Annotated in this window: 24 protein-coding genes; 4 read left to right on the plus strand and 20 right to left on the minus strand. The window is 29.8% G+C overall.

Features of this window, described 5'->3' with window-relative positions; genetic code table 11:
• Window positions 1-3: 3 nt before the first annotated feature.
• From BQ5344_RS10875 to BQ5344_RS10895, 5 genes are all read right to left on the minus strand, one after another.
• The gene (locus tag BQ5344_RS10875; protein ID WP_071125321.1) at window positions 4-4602 is read right to left on the minus strand and encodes a translocation/assembly module TamB domain-containing protein; all 4599 of its coding nucleotides are present in this window, start codon (window positions 4600-4602) and stop codon (window positions 4-6) included.
• 276 nt (window positions 4603-4878) lie between these two features.
• Window positions 4879-5295 (minus strand): acetyl-CoA carboxylase biotin carboxyl carrier protein, encoded by a 417-nt coding sequence (accB, locus tag BQ5344_RS10880; RefSeq protein WP_021770008.1) that lies wholly within the window; start codon window positions 5293-5295, stop codon window positions 4879-4881.
• Between the two features lie 95 nt (window positions 5296-5390).
• The gene (locus tag BQ5344_RS10885; protein ID WP_021770007.1) at window positions 5391-6395 is read right to left on the minus strand and encodes a 5-oxoprolinase subunit C family protein; all 1005 of its coding nucleotides are present in this window, start codon (window positions 6393-6395) and stop codon (window positions 5391-5393) included.
• Window positions 6395-7141 (minus strand): 5-oxoprolinase subunit PxpB, encoded by a 747-nt coding sequence (pxpB, locus tag BQ5344_RS10890; protein ID WP_205408003.1) that lies wholly within the window; start codon window positions 7139-7141, stop codon window positions 6395-6397. Before pxpB ends, BQ5344_RS10885 begins: the two co-directional genes overlap by 1 nt.
• A 21-nt stretch (window positions 7142-7162) precedes the next feature.
• A complete protein-coding gene (locus BQ5344_RS10895) occupies window positions 7163-8380 on the minus strand; it encodes an NRAMP family divalent metal transporter (protein WP_071125322.1) in 1218 nt (405 codons plus the stop codon).
• Between the two features lie 662 nt (window positions 8381-9042).
• Between BQ5344_RS10895 and BQ5344_RS10900 the strand changes: the two genes are divergently transcribed.
• Both BQ5344_RS10900 and BQ5344_RS10905 read left to right on the plus strand, forming a co-directional pair.
• Window positions 9043-10335 (plus strand): OmpP1/FadL family transporter, encoded by a 1293-nt coding sequence (locus BQ5344_RS10900; protein WP_071125323.1) that lies wholly within the window; start codon window positions 9043-9045, stop codon window positions 10333-10335.
• A 772-nt stretch (window positions 10336-11107) separates the two neighbouring features.
• A complete protein-coding gene (locus tag BQ5344_RS10905; protein WP_071125324.1) occupies window positions 11108-11491 on the plus strand; it encodes a hypothetical protein in 384 nt (127 codons plus the stop codon).
• Window positions 11492-11501: 10 nt separating this feature from the next.
• Here BQ5344_RS10905 and BQ5344_RS10910 read toward each other — a convergent pair whose 3' ends face one another.
• Window positions 11502-12206, minus strand: a complete 705-nt coding sequence (locus BQ5344_RS10910) for a radical SAM protein (protein ID WP_071125325.1) — start codon at window positions 12204-12206, stop codon at window positions 11502-11504.
• Between the two features lie 15 nt (window positions 12207-12221).
• On the minus strand, window positions 12222-12941 hold the full coding sequence (locus tag BQ5344_RS10915; RefSeq protein ID WP_083378245.1) for a queuosine precursor transporter: 720 nt from the start codon (window positions 12939-12941) through the stop codon (window positions 12222-12224).
• A gap of 372 nt (window positions 12942-13313) precedes the next feature.
• Here BQ5344_RS10915 and BQ5344_RS12220 point away from each other — a divergent pair, with 372 nt between their 5' ends.
• Complete coding sequence (locus BQ5344_RS12220; RefSeq protein ID WP_158663020.1) at window positions 13314-13466, plus strand: hypothetical protein; 153 nt, start codon at window positions 13314-13316, stop codon at window positions 13464-13466.
• Window positions 13467-13535: 69 nt separating this feature from the next.
• On the opposite strand, the gene BQ5344_RS10920 is transcribed toward BQ5344_RS12220, so the two are convergent.
• From BQ5344_RS10920 to BQ5344_RS10955, 7 genes are all read right to left on the minus strand, one after another.
• Window positions 13536-13736, minus strand: coding sequence for a hypothetical protein (locus BQ5344_RS10920; RefSeq protein WP_071125326.1), 201 nt, complete (start codon window positions 13734-13736; stop codon window positions 13536-13538).
• A 385-nt stretch (window positions 13737-14121) separates the two neighbouring features.
• Window positions 14122-14667, minus strand: a complete 546-nt coding sequence (locus BQ5344_RS10925; protein ID WP_158663021.1) for a hypothetical protein — start codon at window positions 14665-14667, stop codon at window positions 14122-14124.
• Between the two features lie 289 nt (window positions 14668-14956).
• On the minus strand, window positions 14957-15355 hold the full coding sequence (locus BQ5344_RS10935) for a hypothetical protein (protein WP_071125329.1): 399 nt from the start codon (window positions 15353-15355) through the stop codon (window positions 14957-14959).
• A 1-nt stretch (window position 15356) separates the two neighbouring features.
• A complete protein-coding gene (locus BQ5344_RS10940) occupies window positions 15357-15938 on the minus strand; it encodes an N-acetylmuramoyl-L-alanine amidase (RefSeq protein WP_071125330.1) in 582 nt (193 codons plus the stop codon).
• Window position 15939: 1 nt separating this feature from the next.
• Window positions 15940-16476, minus strand: a complete 537-nt coding sequence (locus BQ5344_RS10945) for a glycoside hydrolase family 108 protein (protein WP_071125331.1) — start codon at window positions 16474-16476, stop codon at window positions 15940-15942.
• Window positions 16477-17055: a hypothetical protein gene (locus BQ5344_RS10950; protein WP_071125332.1), complete on the minus strand. Its 579-nt coding sequence runs from the start codon at window positions 17053-17055 to the stop codon at window positions 16477-16479.
• A 243-nt stretch (window positions 17056-17298) separates the two neighbouring features.
• On the minus strand, window positions 17299-18234 hold the full coding sequence (locus tag BQ5344_RS10955; RefSeq protein ID WP_071125333.1) for a tyrosine-type recombinase/integrase: 936 nt from the start codon (window positions 18232-18234) through the stop codon (window positions 17299-17301).
• Between BQ5344_RS10955 and BQ5344_RS10960 the strand changes: the two genes are divergently transcribed.
• Entirely contained in the window at window positions 18235-18615 is a 381-nt protein-coding gene (locus tag BQ5344_RS10960; protein WP_158663022.1) for a hypothetical protein, read from the plus strand. It abuts the gene before it with no gap.
• A gap of 7 nt (window positions 18616-18622) precedes the next feature.
• Here the strand turns inward: BQ5344_RS10960 and BQ5344_RS10965 are convergent, their stop codons facing one another.
• Genes BQ5344_RS10965 through BQ5344_RS10990 form a run of 6 tightly spaced genes read right to left on the minus strand, consistent with a single transcriptional unit; the run spans window position 18623 to window position 23193 of the window.
• The gene (locus BQ5344_RS10965) at window positions 18623-19600 is read right to left on the minus strand and encodes a hypothetical protein (protein ID WP_071125335.1); all 978 of its coding nucleotides are present in this window, start codon (window positions 19598-19600) and stop codon (window positions 18623-18625) included.
• A gap of 2 nt (window positions 19601-19602) precedes the next feature.
• Window positions 19603-20262 (minus strand): hypothetical protein, encoded by a 660-nt coding sequence (locus BQ5344_RS10970; protein WP_071125336.1) that lies wholly within the window; start codon window positions 20260-20262, stop codon window positions 19603-19605.
• Complete coding sequence (locus tag BQ5344_RS10975) at window positions 20255-21373, minus strand: baseplate J/gp47 family protein (protein ID WP_071125337.1); 1119 nt, start codon at window positions 21371-21373, stop codon at window positions 20255-20257. Before BQ5344_RS10975 ends, BQ5344_RS10970 begins: the two co-directional genes overlap by 8 nt.
• Before the next feature lies 1 nt (window position 21374).
• Window positions 21375-21731, minus strand: a complete 357-nt coding sequence (locus BQ5344_RS10980) for a contractile injection system sheath initiator (protein WP_071125338.1) — start codon at window positions 21729-21731, stop codon at window positions 21375-21377.
• A 9-nt stretch (window positions 21732-21740) separates the two neighbouring features.
• The gene (locus BQ5344_RS10985; RefSeq protein ID WP_071125339.1) at window positions 21741-22211 is read right to left on the minus strand and encodes a hypothetical protein; all 471 of its coding nucleotides are present in this window, start codon (window positions 22209-22211) and stop codon (window positions 21741-21743) included.
• Complete coding sequence (locus BQ5344_RS10990; RefSeq protein ID WP_071125340.1) at window positions 22159-23193, minus strand: hypothetical protein; 1035 nt, start codon at window positions 23191-23193, stop codon at window positions 22159-22161. The genes BQ5344_RS10985 and BQ5344_RS10990 overlap by 53 nt, the downstream gene beginning before the upstream one ends.

The raw sequence follows: 23193 nt of genomic DNA on the forward strand, positions 1-23193 counted from the left end.
CTCCTATTTTTTTAATGTATCAAGTTTTTTCTTCCTAAATATTTTTCTTAAAATATCTCCGAATGTATTATCTCTAGTTGAAAAATCAATTCCAAAATAATAATTTACTCTTGCTCCATTGCTCATATTAGTGCTGGCTCTACTTCTATTAATACTCTCTCCTCCAAGCCGTAAATCTAAGTTGTTTGTAACACTATAGCTTAACCATGCGTTATATCCCATTGGTTTTTTTTCCTCAGATTTTGAAGTCTGGTATGGAAATTTAAATGAAGCATTCCAGAATAACTTGTCTTTATAAATATTATCCTGAAGTGTAACTGTTGTTGCAGCACTATATTCTCCTGTTCTGTTTGAATGATCCACATTTGTTGAAACAGAAAATTTTGATATTCCAAGTGCCTCACTAATTTTACCAGTTACTGACGAAAAAATCAACTCATTTAATGCACTATTAACAAGAGAACCTGCAACTACTAATCCGTCAGCTGAATTTTCTTCAGTAGCTCCTCCTTTTTTTTCGCCATTTCCAACTACAGTATTAAATGCGAGCAATGACACAATTTCTTCTTTTGATTTCCCTGATGATGATGAAAATTTAATATCAGGTTTACTTACATTTCCACTTACATTTATTTCTATTCTATCTCCGTTTATTACTGTACTTGCATCAAATATTACAAATGGATCCGATACGGAGCTCGCTGCACCGTTAGTAGATGGAGCAAATCTTATTTGTGCACCATCTATTTTGAAATCATTTCCATTTACAGAAAATGATCCTCTTGTAATAGAGTAATCTCCATCTATTCCAACTTCACCACCAGAATATGAAACTTCTGAAGAACCTCTTATCGTTCCTTTTATATTTCGTACAATACTTACATTTGGAATTTTTAGTTTAACATTATTTCCAGCTATTACATTCAAACTAACTGTATACTGTTTTAATATTTTATCAATAACTTCTTCTACAATTCCCTCAACAATTGTCTTATCTTGAGCTTTCTTAGTTTTAGCTTCCTCTGATAAGTTTTCTGTTTCAGATTTTGAATTAAAGTCTGGTAATTCTCTTATTTCGGCATCATCTACAACCAAATCTCCAAACAATCTATTTTCTGTAAATATCAAGTTTCCTGTAAGTGCAAAGTCAATTCCTTTTCCGTAATGAAGTCCAACTTTATTAAGTGCAGCATTTAATTCAAATTTTCCTAATTCTAGACGTTTTGTCTGCATAAAATCAGCAGGAATCGTTGGAACATCTAAATCTCCTGTCACTTTAAAAGTTCCTCCATTGTATCCACCATCAAGACGATTTACAACAAATTTATTATTTTGTAAATCAATATTGGCATTTACATTATCCACAAGTGTTAATTTATCTTTTGTCTTATAATTAAAATTATCTAGTAAAATATGCCCTGTTGTAGAATTATTTGAGAAAATTGCATCTATATTTGCAATCCCTCTCGCCTGCTCAACATCTTTATTAACTCCTAAGAAGTCCAAATTAAAGTCTTTAGCAAGCATCGAAACATTATACTGTATAGGTGTAAATTGAATATATCCGTTTAACAACAATGGATTGTGTTCATATTCCAAATAAAACTGCCCAATGTTTAAAGCTTTTTCATTGGCTTGTAAATCAATATCCACTTTATTCACTGGAAAACCACTAAGTTTTATTTCATCTGACTGTATTTGAAGACCTGTTGTAAAGTTCTCAAAATTTCCACGATACATAAATCCGATGTCTATATCTCCACTGTATCCCTTATTTTTCAAATCCTGCACTGAATCAAGCGAAAACTTCTGTTTTTCCAACTTATAATCAATATCTACATTTGCCAAATCAAATTTAGTCTGTGTTTCAAATAATGTTTCTTCATTATCTCCAACAAATCTAAGTTTTTGCAAATCGAATGTCCCATATTTGAATAACTTGTCTACATTTCCATTAGAATATTCAAGTTCTGCAACAATCTGCGGAATTTTATAAGTTTTAAAACTCATATTCCCAAGAATTACTTGTCCTGCCAGATTAAAATTATTCAAATCTCCTTTTAAACTAAGATTTGATTTTGTTCCAAAAGTCAATTCCTTCATTTCCAAAAGTTTTGGAATATCAGGTTCGTTTAAACTAAGTCCAATATCTGAAATTCCAGTTTTCAAATCATATGTTCCATACAGGCTATTTTCACGTAAAGTTACATTTTCGAAATTTACAACCCCATCCTTTATTCTAAGATATGCATTTGTGTCACCTACATAATTTGAATTTATTGATGTTATTGCAGATGGCATTGTTATTTCTCCTGAAAGTTTGTCAATTGTTCCTGATAAATTAGCATCCAATGTTCCAACTTTCAAATTAACCTTAGGCCCTGCAGTATTATAAATCATATAATCTCTTAATCCTGCATTTACATTGATTTTCCCAGTTTTCATATCAAATTTTCCACTAGCATTCAAATTTTCATTTTGGATACTTGTAATATTTACAACGTTATCTTTTATTCTCAAGTTTCCACTGACATTTTTAAGTCGCTGGTAACCAAACCACAGTTCATCCATATTTGTATTAACTGTTATATCCATATTTGCCAAATCATTGATTTTTCCACTTGCATGAAGATTTTCATATTCTCCAATATATTCTCCATACGGACTGTAAAGTTGATATGATCCAGAAATTTTATCTCCACTTCCACTAATTCTAGCTGTAAGTGTTGCAGGCAATTTCGCTTTATCTAATCCTTTGAAATTATAACCATTTGCTCTTAACAATTTTGCAATATCTATATTTTTAGGTAATTTCAATGAATAAGAATGTTTCATATTCGAACTTGTAGTTCCCGAAATATTTACTATTCCACCACCTTTTATCCCAGCTGTTCCACTTATATTGTAATTCCCGTTATGAATTTTTACATTGGCATTAATAGTATTTACAAACGGCATTGACAAATCCTTTATTTTCGCATTAATTTGTCCTGAACGAAGCATATTTTTTTCATTAAACTTCACAATTAAATTACTAACATCAGGATTAACTGTATAAGTCTTTCCACCATAATTTACAGTGAAATAACCACTACTATTGGCATTTACCACAACTGTCTGTGTATGTGGATTTACTGTATATCTTCCATTTAAAACATTGGATCTTACTGTTCCTGTTACAATATTTTTAGAAGATATATCAGCCCTTCCAGTAACTTTCTTGATACTAAAATCTGATCCTAGATTATTTAAAACATAATCTCCTGTTCCAGTTTTCTTTTTCAAATCATACACAAATTTTGAAACTTTAATATCTTCATTCACTTTAAATCCTGAAAAATTTTCATTAAATACAAATGATGTATCAGTTAAAGTCAATTTTTCATCAGCAATTTTCATAGCAGTTTTTATATTCTGAAAATTATAGTTTGAAATTTTTATGTTATCTGAAGAAAATTTTCCATCAAGTGTAGCTTTCTTACTTTTGGTATTAACATTTACTTCAAGATTTCCAGTAACATTACCTTGTGCTGTAAACTTACTATCTTTAATTATCTTATATCTTGCAACTTCTTCAAAAGGTAAATTCTCAGTAACAAGTTTTAAATTTATCTTCTGATCTTGAACGAGATAGTTTAATACTAGAGATACTGGACTTTCGCTTAATTTTGTGTCAGCATTTACCGTAATTTTGTCTTTTTTCAAATCAATTAAGGCATTTACCCCTTCAATATCGCCATCCAAGTCAACATATTTTAGTTTTCCATTTCGGATTTTCAGATTTCCTAAAGCGTTCATTGTCTTTTTAGCTTTATCATTTTCCAGTTTCAGTACACCATTTAATATTCCAGATTTTGCACTAATCATATCAAGTGGCACATACTGCCCCAGTTCCTCTGTTATTGCAACATTTTCAAAACCAAAATTCAGACGAAATTCCTTTCTTCTCTCATCACTGTTCTTCATCTTATCAAACATCGAATAAATCGACTGTTTTGACTTGATAAGCTGTTTTAATTCAATCTTTAATGTTTCCACTGTTCCATCTTCATTTTTATTTCCCAAACCTTTTGCAAAAAGTGAAAAACCACGAGATTTTGTAGCTTCCAGCCGTCCATTTACTTTTGTCAGTTTTTTTGATATTTTTTTATTAAAACTTATATCTGTATAATTTAAAGTTGCATTATGAATATGAAGCTTTCCAATTCTACTCGTAGGATCAAATGTTTTTGGTTTTTTCGGTTGTGGCTTTATAACGTGAAAAATATTAAAATCATTATCTTTTCTACGCTCCAAATTTACAGTTCCATTGTAAATATCAATCCTATTAAGCCGTGTTGGCATAAGAAGACTTATTCCCGCAGTAGTTTTTTTCCCGTCAATAACAACATTTCCAGCCATATCTTTAACTTTAAGATCATTAACCTGAAGTTTATTAAATCCTATCAGTTTAACATCTTTAAACTCAACATTTAATCCGCTACTTTTCAAAATCGAAGTCAGCATACCCTTAAAGTTTTTGGTAGAGATATAAAACTTTAATGCAAATAAAGACAATAGAAGAAAAATAAATATAATTAAAGATTTCTTTATGTATTTCATCTCACGTTTTTTTACCTCCTCTTCTAGTATTTTGAAAAGGATAATTATTTTCATTGTCCTAATTTTCCATTTTTTTTAACATTTCTTTCTAATTTTTATAATCAAAAGAAACTATCCTTTTTATTTTACCACAATTTTACATAAAAATCTATTATTATATGTGTTTTTTTAACTTAGAGTTTTGTTTTTTTAATTTTATTAAAAAACAAAAGAGCTATCTCAAACTTAAAGATAACTCTAAAATTGTTACTTTTTTATAATATTCTTATTCTAAAATTATATTTTTTTTACTCTAAATAACGGCTGACCGTATTCCACTTTCTGTTCATTGCTCACGAGTACAGCTTCTATTTCACAGTCAAAATCACAGTTTATTTCATTCATTAGTTTCATTGCTTCTACAATACATACTGGTTGCCCTTTTTTTACAGTATCGCCTACTCGCACGAAAGCTGGAGTTTCTGGAGAAGCTGCTGAATAAAAAGTTCCTACTATTGGTGAAGTGATAAAACTTTCCTCATCTGGCTCTTCCACAATTTCGACTTTTTTTTCTATATTTTTTGAAATACTTTGAATTTCTATATTATTTTCACGCTTTAAATTGATTTTTAAATTTCCTTCTTCAACTGTAATTTCTTTAAGCGTTGATTTTTCTATAATTTCTACTAATTTTTCAATTTGTTCTAAATCCATTTTTATTTTCCTTTCTGAAAATACGCTCAATTCGTTTAACAAAATAATAAATAAAACAGGATATTGAGCTAAATTTTTAACTTTTAAACAATAAATTAATCAAATAAAGTCTCAAGTCTTTTGGACACAAATCTCACATCCAGCACTTCCTTACAAGGTGCATGAATTTTTTTTCTAAATTGTGTAAATTCATTCATTTCTTCAATTAAAAGATTTTGTGCTTCTTCTACACTGATTGCTTTGAAACGAATTTTATGATCTGCTTTTCTTTGTACCAATTTTGGCAAATCCACTGTTACAACTGTCGCTATTTTGGGATATCCTCCTGTTGTCTGTCTATCTGCTAGTAAAATAATTGGTTTTCCATGCGCAGGAACTTGTATTGCTCCTAATGCTATTCCATCTGATATTATGTCAGCCGATTCTTTATGTGCAATATAAGGCCCTTCTATTCTACAACCCATTCTATCAAAATCATTTGTAATTGTAAATTCACTGTTTAAAAATGTTTTTTTCCCTTCTTTTGTAAAAAGATTATCTTGCGGTCCCATTATTACACGAAGCACTTCATCTTCCTGATTAAATTCATCCAGATCAAGCGTTCTTGAAAGAAAATATGGCAAATACCGCCTTCTTATTCTAAAAGAAATATAATCTCCTTCTTTTAAATTACGTCCTTTAAATCCACCAATCCTGCATTTCATATTTGTAGAACGACTTCCCATTATTACTGGTATATTTAAGTAGCACGAAAAAGCTATATAACCTCTTACACCTGTTCTTGCACCTTGAAATTCAAGCACATCGCCTTTGTTAATATAGATTGCAGTGTACATTGGGGCAGGCTTTTTATTAATTAATGGCTGAAAATCACCACCTGTTATTGCAATTATTGTTTCGCTTGTAAATTCAAGTGTCGGTCCAATCATTGTAAATTCAAGAACAGCCTCATTTTCAGGATTGTCAATAAGCATATTTGCAATTTTAAAGGAACGTACATCCATAACTCCAGATGTTCCAAAACCTTGACTCTGATACCCTGTTCTTCCAATGTCCTGAACAGTTGTTAAAAGTCCGCCTTTTAAAACTCTAAAACCCATTATTTCACCTCCTCTATATACACAACACACTCATACTTATCCTCATTTACTTCTTTTTCAATTTTTTCAAATTCTTCTTGTGAAATTGGTACAAAACGTATGTAATCTCCTGCTTCAAATAAAATTGGAACTTTCCTGTCAGGATTATATGTTTTTACTGGGGTTTTACCTATTAATTGCCAGCCTCCTGGTGATTCCAGGGGATAAATTCCAGTTTGAGCCCCACCAATTCCCACGCTTCCAGCAGGAATTTTTATTCTTGGATTAGCCAGACGCGGAGTATGAATTTTCTCATCAAGTCCACCTAAATAGGAAAATCCCGGTAAAAATCCAAGCATATAAATCAAATAATCTTTTGAACTATGGATTTTTATAACTTCCTCAACCGAAATATCTGCGTTTTTTGCTACAAACTCCAAATCAGGTCCGTACTCTCCACCATAGCAAACTGGTATTTCATATATTTTTTTAGTTTTTACCTTTGTATCTACGTTTAATTTCATTATTTTATTCACTCTATTCAATAATTTTGCATATGTAATAACACGTGGGTCATAATGTATAAGAAGTGAACAAAATGCTGGTATCATATCCATTACCCCTTCTATATGTTGTTCCTTTATCAAATACGCAAGTGATGTAATTTTTCTATTAATTTCAGGCGATATAGCTTTTGGAAATTCAATTAAAATAGCTGAATCTCCTTCGGGAAGTATTTTTACTTCTTGCACCTGTTTTCCTGTCATTCCTATACCTTCTTTCTGTTTTTAACTAAATAATTTTGCTAAATTTCCTAACGAGGCTATTCCTAAATATGCTGTAATTAATACAACGATAATTCCCAATATTAAAAGTACTTTCGGATGTTTATAATTTTCTCCCATAATTGATTTTTTTTGTGAAGCAATCAAACAAATTCCCAAAGTTACAGGTAAAATAAGTCCATTTAATGAACCTGCCAAAATTAACAATGTTGTAGGATTTCCCGCAATTGCCATTATAATTGTTGAAATTATAATAAATCCTATTATTACCCATTTTTCATGTTTTTCAATATTTTTATTAAATGTTTTTAAAAAAGATACTGAAGTATATGCTGCTCCAACTATTGAAGTGATTGCCGCACTTAACAGAACTAAACCAAAAAATCTATATCCAATTTCTCCAGCTCCTTTACGAAATGCATCTGCTGCAGGATTTTCAGCCGCCAAAGTTACACCCTTAATCACTACTCCCAACACTGCTAAAAATAATAGAACCCTTACAAGTGTTGCAATTCCTATTCCCATAATTGAGCTTCTATTTATTTCAGCCAGATTCTCTTCTTTTGTGATTTTTGCATCAATCAATCTATGTGCTCCTGAAAAAGTAATGTATCCTCCAACAGTACCACCAAGTAATGTCAAAATTGCAGGAATCAAGTTTGAAATACTTTCACTTGGGACAAAAGTATCTTTAACAGCCAACCCTATTGGCGGTTTAACAATTAAAATAACAATAAATATTACAACTATCATACATCCACCAAGCACTTTTGTAAGCATATCCATAGCTTTTGTTGCATTTTTTAATAAAAATATTGTTATCGCAACACCACCAGAAATAAAATATCCAGCCATTTTAGGAATACCAAGCAAAGCATTAAAACCTAACGCACTTCCACCTACATTTCCAATATTAAACACAAGTCCACCTAACGCTACAAGAAACGCTACAAAATATCCAAGTCCTGGAAGTAATTTATTTGCCACATCCTGTCCACGCAGTTCGCTCACACACAAAACACGCCACACATTAAGCTGCACGATCATCGCAAGTAAAACAGATACCAATATTACAAATCCAAAATTTGCCTTCACATCATTCGTAAATTTAGCTGTTTGTACTAAAAATCCTGGTCCAATAGCAGATGTTGCCATAATAAATGCTGCTCCCAGTAGTACACTGCTATTTTTTGACTTTTTCTCTACATTGTTTTTACTCATAGTCTTTACCACCTTTACTAAAATTTTTCCTTCAACCTAATTTTCACATTGATTCGTTCTAAAATTTAAGTTTTTATTGTGAAATTGGTTTTAGAATACTTATCTATGCTATAATTATAGTATATAAATTATATATTGTCAAAGGTTTAATCATATATTTTTTTTATGTTTCGATATTTTTTTATAATGCTTAATTTATTTTACAAAAAATTTTATTTATGTATAAAATCCATTTAAAAATAAACTTATACTAAATCCCATTTAAATAACGAACTTAATTATAAACTTTTTTAATAAAGGATATAAAACTAGTATTTGCAAATAGTTAAAATCTTAAAAATTCTATAATAAATATACAAAAAATAATAAAAATCAATTTAGTTGAATAAATATGAATTAGCTATTATACAACCCTATTATAAAAATTTATTCCTATGTTTAACAGGGTTTAGTATTATAAATTACAACTATTCTTTTAATCTTAAATTTGACTAATTTTTATAAATTCAACGTAAAAAAATAGAATATATTTATATAACTTATATACTAAATAATTTTGTTGACTTTTTATATAACGCATGTTATATTATTATGTACTTAGATTTTTATTATTATAATTTAAAGTATAAAAATAAATTATTAATACAAAAAGGAGAACTTTTATGAAATTAAAAATAGCAATTATGTCAATTTTATTTACAATTTTTGCAAATGCAGCAAGTATTGACTATTTATCAAATAACTCAGCATCATACTTTCAAAATCCATCTCAAACTGGACAAATTTCTATAGAAGGTGTATTTTACAATCCAGCAGGAACTGTATTTTTAGACGATGGAACTTATATTAATGCAAATTTACAAAATTCATTAATTGAAGAATCAATGACATTAAAAGGAAAAAAATTTAAATCAGACAGATATGCAGGAGCACCATCATTTAACCTTTTACACAAAAAAGATAACTACTCTCTTTTTGGAAACTTAAGTGTTATTGCAGGGGGAGCTACTCTTCGTTATAAAAGCGGTGTAGCAGGAATTGAACTCGCTGGTGAAACTTTTAATAACTTAACAGGTGGTAAACTTGGAGCAACTGTTGTAAAAAATCGTTTTACTGGACAAAACCGTTACTATCAGCTAATGCTTGGAGGAGCATATAAAATTAATGATAATTTCTCTATGTCAGGAGGATTAAAATATGTTTATGCTCACAGAAAACTTGATGGAGAAGCTCAATATGACTACAATACTCGTGTAGGTTCAGCAATTGGACTTAGCAAAAACTATTTATCAATGAATTCAAAACGTAATGCCAAGGGTATTGGAGCAGTTATTGGATTTGACTACAAACCAACTGACACATTAAACTTTGCCATAAAATACGAAACTCCTGTAAAATTAAAATTTAAATCAAAAGCACAAGAAGACAACAAAATGTTACTTGCAAGACGTTCTCTTGGAATTTCATTCTTTTATCCTGAATATGCAGACGGTGTACATTCAAGACGTGATTTACCAGGAGTATTGGCTTTAGGAGTATCAAAGGATATAAATAAATGGACTCTTTCCAGCGGATATACACATTACTTTAACAAAGCCGCAAAAATGGATAGATTCAAGTACAACGACGGATATGAACTAAACTTCGGAGTAGATTACAGAATAAACGACAAATTCACTTGGCACGCTGGATTCAATTACGCAAATACAGGAGCCAAAAGAGAATCATTCTCTGATGTAGAATTTGCAATAAACTCCCAGATTTACGCAACAGGAATAACTTATAAACCAACAGAAGCTTCAGAATGGAAATTCGGAATTGCCCATGTAAACTACAATGCTGCCAATGGAAAACGTGAACAAACTTCACTTCCAGGAATTTATATTGATAAATCAAAAGTAAAATATGACAAAAATATAAATGTATTTACAGTTGGTTACACACATAAATTCTAATTTAAAAAATTTATCAATTTTATAAAACTTTAAAGACAAACTAAAAAAATTTGTTTTTAAAGTTTTTTTATTGTATAATCTATTTAAAACCTATTTTTTTAAAATCAACAATTAAGTTATTTTCTAAATTTTCTTCAGTTTTTTTGTTAATAACGATTTTTACTATTTTTATTATGTTCCTTCTCTTTATATTTTCGCAGGATTGCTCATTGCCGCAAATCCTGCACCTATGGCTAGACTACGACTTTTATTTGCCCAACTCCGAAACTCCTCCTTATAGTCGTCAAACAGTCGTAGTTGAACAAATAAAAGCTCCGTCGATTTATTAAAATTAAAAAAGTTTATTTTGTTATAATTTAAACTTTTTTAATGAAAATTAATCAAAATTTTTTAAAAATAATATTTGTTATAAATTTCCGAGATTTTTGTTTTAGTTAAATTAACCATTACAATTAAACTAAAAAGTGTCGTGATTTTTTTGGAATGAAATTGATTGTTTGAGCTTTTTCAAAACATTTAAGTTATAATTAGTTTAAGAGTTGATAATAACTTTTATTAAAAAGCGAGTTTCAATTTCATTTCGAAAAAATGCTTAGACGAGCCAGGGTTGCAAGGGAAATGGCGATTGATTTCCCTTGCTTTAAAAAGATAAAAAACATAAAAATAAAGGAAAAACCATTATTAACTAAAATAATTAAAAAAATTTAGAAAATAACTTAATTGAATATTTAGAAAAAATTTATATAATTAAATAAAGAAAGAAGGAAAAAAGATGATTTTTTTAGATAAGGCTATTTTGTACTTAACCCAAAATATTGAAAAACCACGTGAAATAATTGAAGAAGAACTGGAATTTGTAATAAAACAAAGTATTTTGAACTATTTAGTGAATGAAAAAGGAATTGATATTAGTGAACTTTCTGATTTGAATGTGACACTTGTTATAGATTTTGAAGATGATTTGACTAACAATCGAAAAAAGATGATTGTGGAAGAATATATGTTTGAAGTAAATCATAAAAATAATCCGCTGGTTCGTACTTTTAGACTTGGAACTGACAATGAGCATTATGTCCGAAGTGATTTAAAGGAACTGGAAAATGAAATTGATATGTTTGAAAATGGAATTGGAGTTTCAAAAAATAAAGGGGAATAATACCCCTTTTTTATTGTACATATACTCCAAAATCTTTATTGTCCACTAAAATTTCAATATTCTTCTTTTTATTTAACTTTGGATAAATTTCTGTCAAGAACCATTTTACAAGTTCTTCATCCCGCTCCACTTTTGTATCATTATTCACAAATACACTTAAGGCTATTTCATCAAAATACTCCTGAGCAAGTTCTATATCTCGTAAAATCATTTCTTTTGTCTGCCCTTTTATACAAATCATAAAAAGTCCCATCTTATATTCTTTTTTTATTTTTTCCAAAACTTTATCATTTGTAATAAAATTTTTTGTAAGCACTTTTGTTCTAAATTCATTATCAAAAGTTTCCATTCCAATAGCAAACCGCACTTCCTGCTCACTAAAATATTCCCTAATTTCATTAAGTCTGTTTATATACCCAAAATACGCTTCAAAATACAATATTTTTATATTTTTCTCACAACAAACTTCCTTAATTTTAGAAAGCGTAAAATCATTCAGTTCAAAAACAGAGCCAGAGTTTATAACCTGTAAAACTCCTTTTTCACCAGTAATCTGATTAATCGCCTCCAAATTTACTCTGTTCATTTCCTCTTCATCATCTGTATTGTCCAAAATATAATTACAAAATGCACATTTTCCATATGCACAGCTGAATCCTTTTAAAAGTACTATTTCTCTAGGATTTTTTTCTTTTATTACACTATATCTTATCATTTTTATTCCTTTTCATTAATCTTCACTTACTTTTCCGTTATTTTTCCAAATTGTCGCAATATATACAAACGGTGTATCCAATAATGCAATTACTACTTTTAGGAAATAAGTTGAAAATATAATTATAATTATTTCTTTCATTGAATAAACTCCTAAAAATGCCATAAACGAGAATACTATATTATCAAGTATTTGACTTAACATTGTGCTTGCATTATTTCTAATCCAAATATCTTTAAAGTCTGGACGCAATTTTCTGATTGCCTGATAAGACCAGATGTCAAATGCCTGTGAAGCTGCAAATCCAGTTACGCTCGCAACTGCTAATCTCGGCATAAACCCAAATACTTGACTTAAAGCCCCTTGCATAGTGTCAGACGGCGCTACCTGTATTTTTAAGACAATTTGCATAATAAAAGTTGTAAACAGCATTGAGGCAAATCCCAATGAAACCACTTTTCTAGCATACTTTTTCCCTTCATTTTCAGAAAGAATATCTGATGCTAAATAAATTCCGCCAAATGCAATATTTCCCATTGTCGTATCGACACCAAACAAGGTCATCATCTTCCCAACCTGAATATTTGCAATAACTATTGAAAGCGGTACAATTGAAAGCAATCCTGCCTTTCCCCAAAATCTATAAGCCAAGATAACCGCTGTAAAATTAAGTAGCAAATATCCTAACCACATTAATTCATTTACTCCAAACTGAAAGTTTCTAAAAAATTCCAAAATTTTTCCTCCTTATAATTTTTATTTTTTGCTTAATTAAAATTTTCCCTATTTTTTTAGACAAATAAAAAACACACACTATCCTTTTGAATAATATGTGTTTCCAAAAGGTTTTTTTTAGAGATGGATTTTCCCAAACATCATTATATTTTTTATTACTATTATTTATAGTTATTTTTACTGGCTTTTATTATACAAGCATTTAGCAAAAAATGCAAGAAAATAATAATTTTAAAAAAATTTGCCCCTTTTTTGCCCCCTAATTGATAAAATAAAAATTCTCTATCAATACCACAAATATCAATAGAGAATAACATAATCTTTTGTAAGTTTATTTTATCAAATCCTTACTAAAAAATCAAGGAGTGATAAATGAAAAATTTAAAAATCAAAAACTTAGATGAAAAAGATATTCAAAATTTGAAGAAAATTAAAATAATTGAGCTGGAAGAAATGAGACTTCAGGATTTGAAAATTCTGAAAGTTAAAATTGAAACAGCTATTAAAAATACAGAAAAAGAATAAGAGCCTTGTGTGGCTCTTATTTTATATTTTATTAGACATGATGTATTCAAAATTTCTAGTTTTTCATAGTTATCGCTCTTCAAATCCTAAAATTTTCAACAAAGCTTCAGATTTACTTCCGCCAATTTCGTTAAGTTTTTTGTTTATAAATTCAAATTCAGTTTCTGTAAACCTTATAGTTAAGGCTCTATTTCTCTTTAATCCTGTCGCCTTTCTTCCAACGTTCCAAGTTGGACTTTCCCCCTTTTTTAAACTCCTTGGCTTTGTCATACTTATCTCCTTACTAGATAAATTATTATAGCTATTATGATTATTGCTATAAAGAAATTTATCTTTTCTTTTAAAGTCGTTTTTTTTACTTCAAAAGTAATTTTTCTTTTTTTTAATTTGATTTCTTTTTTCATTTTGTGATATAATAGGTTATAGGATAGGGCTTAAAGCCCCAGAGCCTATTCAAAATAAATTTTGATTTTGAAGATTAAGAAATTGAATTCGACCTCAAGCTTTTTAATCTTCAATTTTTTTATTTTACCTATCATATATTTCCACCTCCTTCCTACACATATATAGTACCATACTTTTATAAAAAAAGCAAGCATTTTTTATAAAATAATTACTTTTTTTGAAAACAAAAAAATAGGATACACAAAGTACCCTAATTCAATAAATCTTTTATTTTGTTATACATTCTATTTTCAAAATGTTCAAAATGTGTTTCTACACTTCTTTCTGCCGTTACATAGAGTGATTTATCATGTTTGCCATGCTCTTTTAAGTCTTCAAGTAGAGCAATTATAAGATTTTTAGTTTCAGTAAGTTCTTCATCTAAAATTGTCATAAACACTTTTAATACAGCTTTGTCAATTATATCTCTTAAATCCGTATATATTTCATGTTTTTTTTCCTCAATCTTCAAATCTATTTCTCTTAATATTATAATCCAGTTAAGACTGATATTATTGTCTATTATATACTGTATTATTCTTTTTTGCAAACTCCATCTTAGCCCTTGAGATGTAAAGTTTAATACCATCTCAAGCCCTTTTCCTCTCATAGTATTCATGTTCATACTCTGCATAAACTTCTTCATTTCTTTCTGTGTTTCAAGAGCTTCTTTCATGAAAGGAACTACAGAACGGTAAAGTATAATTATTGTCAGACACATGAATACTATTGAAATCCCATGGTTTTCTATGTACAATATAAGCTCCTTTAACTGCATTGCTATTCCTACTTTCTGCCAAAATAATAAACGAACCCAGCTCTGGCAAGCAATTCTCTGTCTCCTCTGAAATTATCCCGGTAATTTATATCAGCATATATATTACTTCGACTGTAGTCACGCTTATAATCAATCACATTGAAATTCAGTTTATTGTTGTCGGTAGCAGAGAGTTTTCCACTCTCCACTACTTTTTCAATCACTTTGTCAATTGCTTTTTCCGTTGCCTGTTCAGTTACTTTTTCTATTTTCTCTCCGACAGTAGCTCTTATTCTTCTTCTACTGCTGTCGGCTTCACTAAACCCTCTTGCTTGTCCTCGTTAAGCTGTCTTTCTATCTCTCTTGCAATCGCTTTTTCATCAAACAGCTTATCGACTGTTGGTCTCAGTCTTTCAGGAAACATTTTTAAAACCAAGTTCTGAACTGTCAATACAGCCTGCACCAGCCTTTCCTCATTGGGCTTGACTCCCTTCAGCAGTTCTCCGAATGCAATCCCGTTTGGTATAAACTGTGTTACGTATCTTGCCATTTTCTTTTTAAGCAGATATCTGTATCCTTTTACAAGATATGTTGAAATTCCCTTTACTACAAATCCAGCTAATGCTACTGCCACTAGATTTATTACATTTCCTCCAAATTGATTTAATACTGTTGTTATCACGTTCATTTTACATCACTCCTTCAAAATATTCTTTTATAGATTTTTTTATCGCTTCCACATATTCCCGTTTTTTCTCTTTACCAATTCTTAAATCTCCATCATTGTCTATAAAAAATGGCTCAATAATATTACAAGGTGCATTTGTCTTATAAAGCAAATAACTTCCCCTTGTTTCCATATCTTTGAATTTAATAGGATTCCGTTTCTTAATTTCATTTGTAACTCTTGGTTTCGCTCCTCTGTTGTGGATTCCAAAAGTTTCAGAAATATTTTTACTTAATAGCTCTGCTAATTTTTTAGATTTTTCACTTGAATGCCAGTAAAGTGCCTCTGTTCCTGAAGCAATTCCATCAAATGAATTACAATGCAGTGATAAAATCAAGTCTGATTTGTAGCCGTTGACTATCCCAATATTTTCAACCTTGTTATATCCCCTGTTATATTTTACGACTTCATACTCATTTTTTAATGTTTCCATAAGCATATCAGCAAGTTCGGTATTATAAGCAAGCTCAGTCTCTTTTGTATGAGGGTTAATTGCTCCGCAATCGTTTCCGCCGTGTCCAATTATTATACAAAGTTTTTTCATCTTACACCATCTCCTTTAAGTATTTTTCTTTTTTATCAACACGATTTAGCCATCCTTTTAAAAAATCTTTTTGTGTTGGATTGTATTCCACAACAGAGTGATAAAATTTTCTTTGTAAATTATGATAATTTTTTAAAAATTCTTCAGATTTTCCCTGCTCTTCTACTTCATTTAAAGCTTTTATAGTTTTGATTCCAAAAATACCATCTACAACTAGATCATAACCAAAAAATTTATTTAATGTCACTTGTGCTTTTTTAGTTGCCCATTTTCCCGAGTTAAAACTCCAGTCACATATTGAAAGTGCAACCTTATCATTTCTTACTTCATTCAAACAATTTTTTAGATAATAATCCTTTTCCAGTATTCTTTTTGCAAAATCTTGTGTTAAATTTTTCATAGAGCCATTGTATCCGTTTCTTCTTGCTTCCTCTTTTGTAACTCCCCATGTTGTTTCTCCACCCTTATCATTCTTATCGTTAGTATAACCACCCTCGACAGCCAACATAAAGTTGAAAATTTTGTCAAATCTATTCATCTATGCCACTTCCTTTTCTACTTTTTTAATTTCTTTTGTTAATTTTGCTATTTCAGTTTTCAATAAATCCATTTCGGACTTTATCTCTGTTATCCTTTCCTCTGTTTCGGTTATGTCAAAGCCTATATTTTCAAATTCCTCTTTTTCCTCTTCCTTATTTTCCAATTCTTTTTTGAATTTGATATACTCTTGCTGTTTTTTATATCTTGTATCTTTTAAATACTGTAATTTCTCAGCATTATCCTCAACCCAACTCTTAGTATCTTTATCCCATTTACTGTACTCATTCGGTTTAGCTACTGTTACGATAGTTTTGTTTGATTCATCAAGATAACTTCCATCATCTAGTATTCTTTTTCCAGCCTTAACTTTTTCAAATTCAGTCATTTCCCTCAATTCTCCAGTTTCAATATCCACAACTGGATTTACAAGTAACACGGTAGAATATTTCATTGTTTCCTCATTCCAGTCAGGATAAAACGTTGTCGGATTTTCCTTAAAATGCTCAAGTCCAGTAGTTACTGGCTGTGCGATATTTTCCATTGTTGCTATCAAGTAAATAAATATTACTGTTGTCATTTTTTATCACTCCATTTCTTTTTTATGATTTTAATTCTGTGATAGTTTGGGAATTTTTACAGATTTTAAAAATTCATTTGTTAATTTTCTTAACTTTGAACGTTTTACCGACTTCGGTAATTTGATAAAAAACAAAAGTTGGCCCAAAATAAAATTACTTCAAAGTCCCTAAAAATCGGCGTAAATTTTTTTAAAACGTAATAACAATTCTTGATAATTCCCAAATTTCTTTCAATTTTTATGCTAAAATCCCGCTTTTTTGCGAATTTCTAGCAATTTATTTTTCCTATCTTTTGCAGTAGTTTTCTTGATGTAATGTTTCTTTGTAACATCAATCCCAGAATGATTTGCAAATTCACTTGCTAATTCAATTCCACCGACTTCCGCCAATAAATTAATACTAGTTTTCCTTAACGTGTGAGGATATAAATTATCTATTCCTACAAGTTTTCCTATTTTTCTAACTCGATCACGTATAGTTGATTTGCTCATTTGCTTAAATACTCCGTTGTATTTAGTAACAAATAAGTATTCTATGTTGCCTTTCCTACATTTCAACCACTCCTTTATCAAATTTAACGTGTTTTCAAATATCACAAATTCCACAATTTTTTGTTCTTTTTCTACAATTCCATTTATTATCCCATTTTCTAAATCTAAATTACTCATTTTAATTGAATGTAATGCCGATATTCGACATCCAGTATCAATAATAAGATTGAATATTATCTGATCTTGCAAATCATATTTTTCAGACAATTTCATTTTCACTTGTATTTCCACTATTTCCTTACTGTTTAAATAATAGCTTTTTCTCCTCTTTTCCACATCTGTAACTTTTAATCTGTCTAGTTTATCCCGAAACGGATGCACCTCCACTAAATCTCTTTTAACAGCCCATATATAGAAGCTACTTATTGCTGTTATTTTGTTGTTGATAGTACTTGCATTGTTTCCTTTTACTTCCCTGCAGTATCTTATGTATCGTTCTAAAATAACCACCATGTTTTTGGAATTTTTTCTGTTCAATAAATAACAATTATTTTCATATCGTCGTAAATACTCAACAAATTGTTTCATACTGTTTGTGTAAGTCCTATATGTTGTGTTTTTTACACTTTCATTTCTCACTATACAACTGTTCAGATATTCCTTGTAGATTTCCCAATTTTTGTTCATTTGAATCACTCCTATACTTTTATTTTAAGTATAGCTTTTTTGAGTAAATTGGAAAATTTATCCAAAGTCCAACAAGCGAAACTTTACGTTCATGCAGAAGCAATTGGTGCTGGAAGAACTACATGTAATATTGTAGAAAAAGTTGGGAATATAGTAACTATAATATTTGATAGTGGTAATGCTCTCAAAAACATTAATGATAATACTGTAATATTTCAAATTCCAGATGGTTTTAAGCCCAAGACTTTCCTTTCAGTTAATGCTTCTCAGTACAATACTTCGAACGGAACGGTATATATTGAACCTAGCGGAATTGGTAAATGGAAAGGTGCAACAGTCAATTCTGCCAGCATAATATTTTCAGTCAGTTATATTGTTTAAACTAAGTTTATTTAGCTAAATATACCGCATTGATATATAACGCGGAGCTTGTTCGTGCCCCACGCCACACTACATTACCGTTTGTTTCTATGTGAGCCGCTCCACCACTGGCAGAATTAATTATTCCAACGCTGACTGGAGTTAAGAACTTTGGACGAAATTTTTCAGGGATATTAAAAAGCACTTCTCCGTAATTCCGACCGTTGTAAACTTCGTTGGAATCTACAGTCAGAATACAAATATTTCCAATTTTGTGAATTACTCCGACCGTGAGCCTTGAATCTATCGCATAGCTTTCAACACTGGATAAATTTTCCAATTTGTTTGCAGTTTGATAGTCTGAAATAGGAATAAATTTTGTACTTTCATAATAAGTCAAATCATTTTCTATTTTTGGCACTACCATTTGTTTATTTGCGACATCATAATATGCCACTCCCACTTTTTTAGTTCCTACTGTCCCTAATAATCCACCAAAATTTGTCCCTAAAAATTGATTATATTCCACCATTTCAAGTGGAATTACAAATCTTACACCGTCAAAAATAACTTTGTAGTATCTATTCTTTTGTAATTCTCCAACGGTTAAATTAATAACTGTTTCCCCATCTTCCTTTGTTAAATTATATTTATCTCCAGAAATTCTTAACATAACTACATTTGTTGTATTTGCTTCAGTTATTTTAATATTAAATGTTAATCCGTCAAACAATTCTAACCCATTCAAATTATTTGTTCCCTTTAATCCCTCTATGTCTAATTCGTAAACATCTGTGCTATTTTCTACTGCATGGACTGTTCCGACAGTAAAATTAAGTCCCTCCTGCATTGGATTAAATAAATTCTTATCCAATGGAGTTCCAGCTACATTAATATTATTAGGAATATCAGTAATTATTGCTGTGCCGTCACTATTATTTACAATATTATATTTATTGGCAACTGTTCTTCCTCTATCTATCACATTTGTGAATTTTTTTGACATTTTTATCTCCTTTCAAAATTTATTAGATCATCTGATAAGTAAATTTTATCTCCAGCATTTATTTCTTTTGAATACGGTATATCATCAAAATTGAAATTACAATCTGCTTTTCTTGTATAATGCAATGGAAATAAAACATCTCCAGCAAATATATCTCCTGAGTAATACGCTTGGTTATAATTTTCTAGGCATTTTCTCGTGTTTATTTTTATACCTCCACCTATGATACTTTCTAAGTCTATTACATCTATCAATGAAAAGTTATAATTTTTTTCAGCTATAAAATCTATATCATATCGTCCAGCTTCACCGTCAACTTTCCAGCCTTCACGAATTTCAGGAAATAATCCTGTAAAACTTTTAATTAAATTTAGAATATTATCAAGAGTAGGCACTATATCCAACGCTTGAAATTTTAATTTGATTCTTTTTCTATAATTATCATCTACATCATTGTTTCTTTTTTCTTCAACTAAAGCTCCCAAATCATCTAAAAATTCGCCTTTTGCTTTATCAATTAACCAATAATTGTCAAGCATATCAATATATTTATCTATCAAGTCAAAAACTTTAGCAATACTTTGAATAAATAATTGATTTATTTCTGTGGCTTGCAAAATATATGGAATCTTACTTGTTAAATATTTATAGTTGTTATACATTCAACTCACCTTTTTCCCTAATTTTTAGCTGTAAATTTGTTGAATATTCACTATCAGAAGCAAGTTTGAATGATAAATCTAAATGTTTTAAATCAATTTCTGGTATATTTGGCCTTATGCTTTCTATAAAACATTCATAGGCACTTATAAAACCATTTACCCCTTTAGATTTTATATAGTTATTAATCAAATTATCTATTTTTGCTTTATTATCAGTTGCATAATTTGCTGGAATAGATGTATATTTTGCATCTATCTTTATTATTTTAGGTCTATAAAAATAAATTTCCCTTTCAACTCCTGAAGTATCTTTGGCTATCCCTTTTATATCCCCTACTGATTTTATTGCTTGGTCTTTCTTTTCAAATATTGTCTGTGCTATTTGTGAATTTATACCGCCGTCAACAACTATAATTACACTTTTCTGTTCAATTCCATTTACAGTTATTGGCTCATGATTTTCATTAACATAAACACTTTCTACGCCGTCCAAATCCATTAATGCTGATTTTATACCATCAATATTCCAATAACTTCTAAATCTCGAATTAAACCATCTATCCCTATATTTAATATCATTTTCCCTGTCTTGTCCCCCTTCTCCTGCTGTATTAGAATTTATTGACAATATTCCTGAAACAGTAGTTATAAATTTAGTTATTTCATTACTTGCAATGTTTCCAATACTTCCAGCTGTTTCACATTCAAATTCTAATGTGATCGTATTATTAGTTGCTGTTGCTGTGTTTATATTAAAAAATTCAATGCCACTAACTGTCTTAACTCCTAATTCTCCAATATCTACTGTCGTTCCATTTACAGCATTCAAAGTTACGAATGCTTTTGAAAAACTAGGCTGTTTTCTAGGAAAATTGAAATTTCCATTTAAAATATCGTCTAATTCTTCATTTTCAGCTTTATATATATTTGCTTTATCCGCCAAATATTGTATTTTATATAATTTTTGTTGAGCCAATCTTCCAACTGGGTAACCTATCATCATATACCAAATTGTTCTTTTATCTCCTGAAAAATCAACATTACTTTCTTTTATTCCAGAACTCATAGTTTCTATTATTTCATTTAAACTTGGTATTTCTATTCTTGCCATTTTACACCTCCAAATCTAACGAATATGTCCGACTGTTAATATTTAATGAAATAGATACGTCTAATTTTCTTCTGTCTTTATCATTGAATTTGGAAGTTATGGAGTTAATCCTTTCAACTTCCTTGAAATAGGTTGATATTTTATTTCTAATATCCTCTTCTACCAATTCTTTATTTCCAGTTTCAAAATACAGCCAATTCAATCCATAATTAGTATCATATTCTAGTTCCCCAGCCCTTATCTTTAACATAACGGCTATTTGTTGCATTATTTCTATATTTTTATCCAAAACTACTGATAAATCATTATTGCTAATTTCTAGTTCTCCGTGATTTATGTTTCCTAGTCTTAAATCCATTTTTCACTCCTATTCAGGCTTTTCTGTTTTATCTCCACCTTTTGTAATTCCACTATGAATATGGGTTGTCAATGCTATTCCGTTGCTTATTGTTTCATCATTAGCAAGTTTCCCACTTTGCTCTATATCTGCATTTATAGTAACTGTTTCAGCACTTATTGGATTAGCAGAGGTTGGAATAACAAAAGGAAATGCTATGCAGTCTGAAAAATCATTTGTTGTATCGCTATCTAAGTCTTTATCTTCTTCTGCTTCTAAATAGTTTGATTGAGAAAAAGACAAAAAAGCAATAGGAACTATATCGCCAACTTTAAACGGAAAAATTTGATTGATGTCAAAATTTCCAAGCTGACACATCGGAACTCTCGGAATAGGAGCAAAAGCAACTCCTTTAATTGTTCCTATAGGTTGTATTGCATAAAAACCATCACCGTAGCTTCTTGTTATTTTTCCTAGTGTTGTTGTTGGTATTACTTCCATTTTTTTTCACCTCATTTAATACTTTTACTTTAAGTTCCATTTCAAAATTTTTAATTGACAATGCCACTATTTTGGCTTTCCCATTAAATGTCTGACTTTCGATAATCACATTATCTGTTTTTTTCAAATAATGTATCAATAAACATTTCACGGTATAATCATATTCAACCTTTTTATTTTCACTACTTGTACTTTTAGTTTTTGTAGCTTTAGTTTTTTTCTTTCCTTTCTTACTGCTTTTTTTATTCTCACTTTTGTTAGTTTTTTTCCCTCTATTTTTTGACGCTGATTTTTCAGGCTTAACATACTTCTTAGGTTCATCAATCAAACCGCTTTGTCTATTCAATACGATTTTTTCTGTATCATCATTTTCTTTTGAATAAATATACAGTTCATCATACTTTATATTAATTTTACTATCACAATCATTAACAACTTGTATTATTCGCCTCAAAGGAACATCAAAAGGCGACATATAAAAACCGCCCCTGTATTCCTTATCTATTTTTAATTGGCACTTTTTTACGCTAAAACCTATACTATCAGCAAGCTGTTTTATAACTTTACTCGCTTTTGTAGGTTCTAATCCTAATGCTATTCTGTCGTTAAATGCTATATGTGCTTCTATAAACTTGATTTTCAACTGATAATCTATTTGCACAACTTCCGTTATTGTTCCAGTAAATACCTCGCCTATATCCTTTCCATATCCCATTTTGACATTTATAGTATCTTTTTCCCTTATTAAATCTATATCTGATTGTGCCAAATTAAATATAACTATTTCTCCACTACTCAGCTCATTGTTTTCACTATCTTTATAATCAACTGAAATATCATAACCTCTTATTTCTTCGGTTTGAGTGCCATCATTTGGATTCCAATATTGATATGGTACTTCTATATCTTTTCCAGAAGTTCTTATTGTTATTAATGCACTTTCATTAAATAATTCTCCTATTATCATTCTGTTTTCAGCCAT

Source organism: Leptotrichia massiliensis (assembly GCF_900104625.1).
In the GTDB taxonomy this organism is placed as follows: Bacteria; Fusobacteriota; Fusobacteriia; order Fusobacteriales; family Leptotrichiaceae; genus Leptotrichia; species Leptotrichia massiliensis.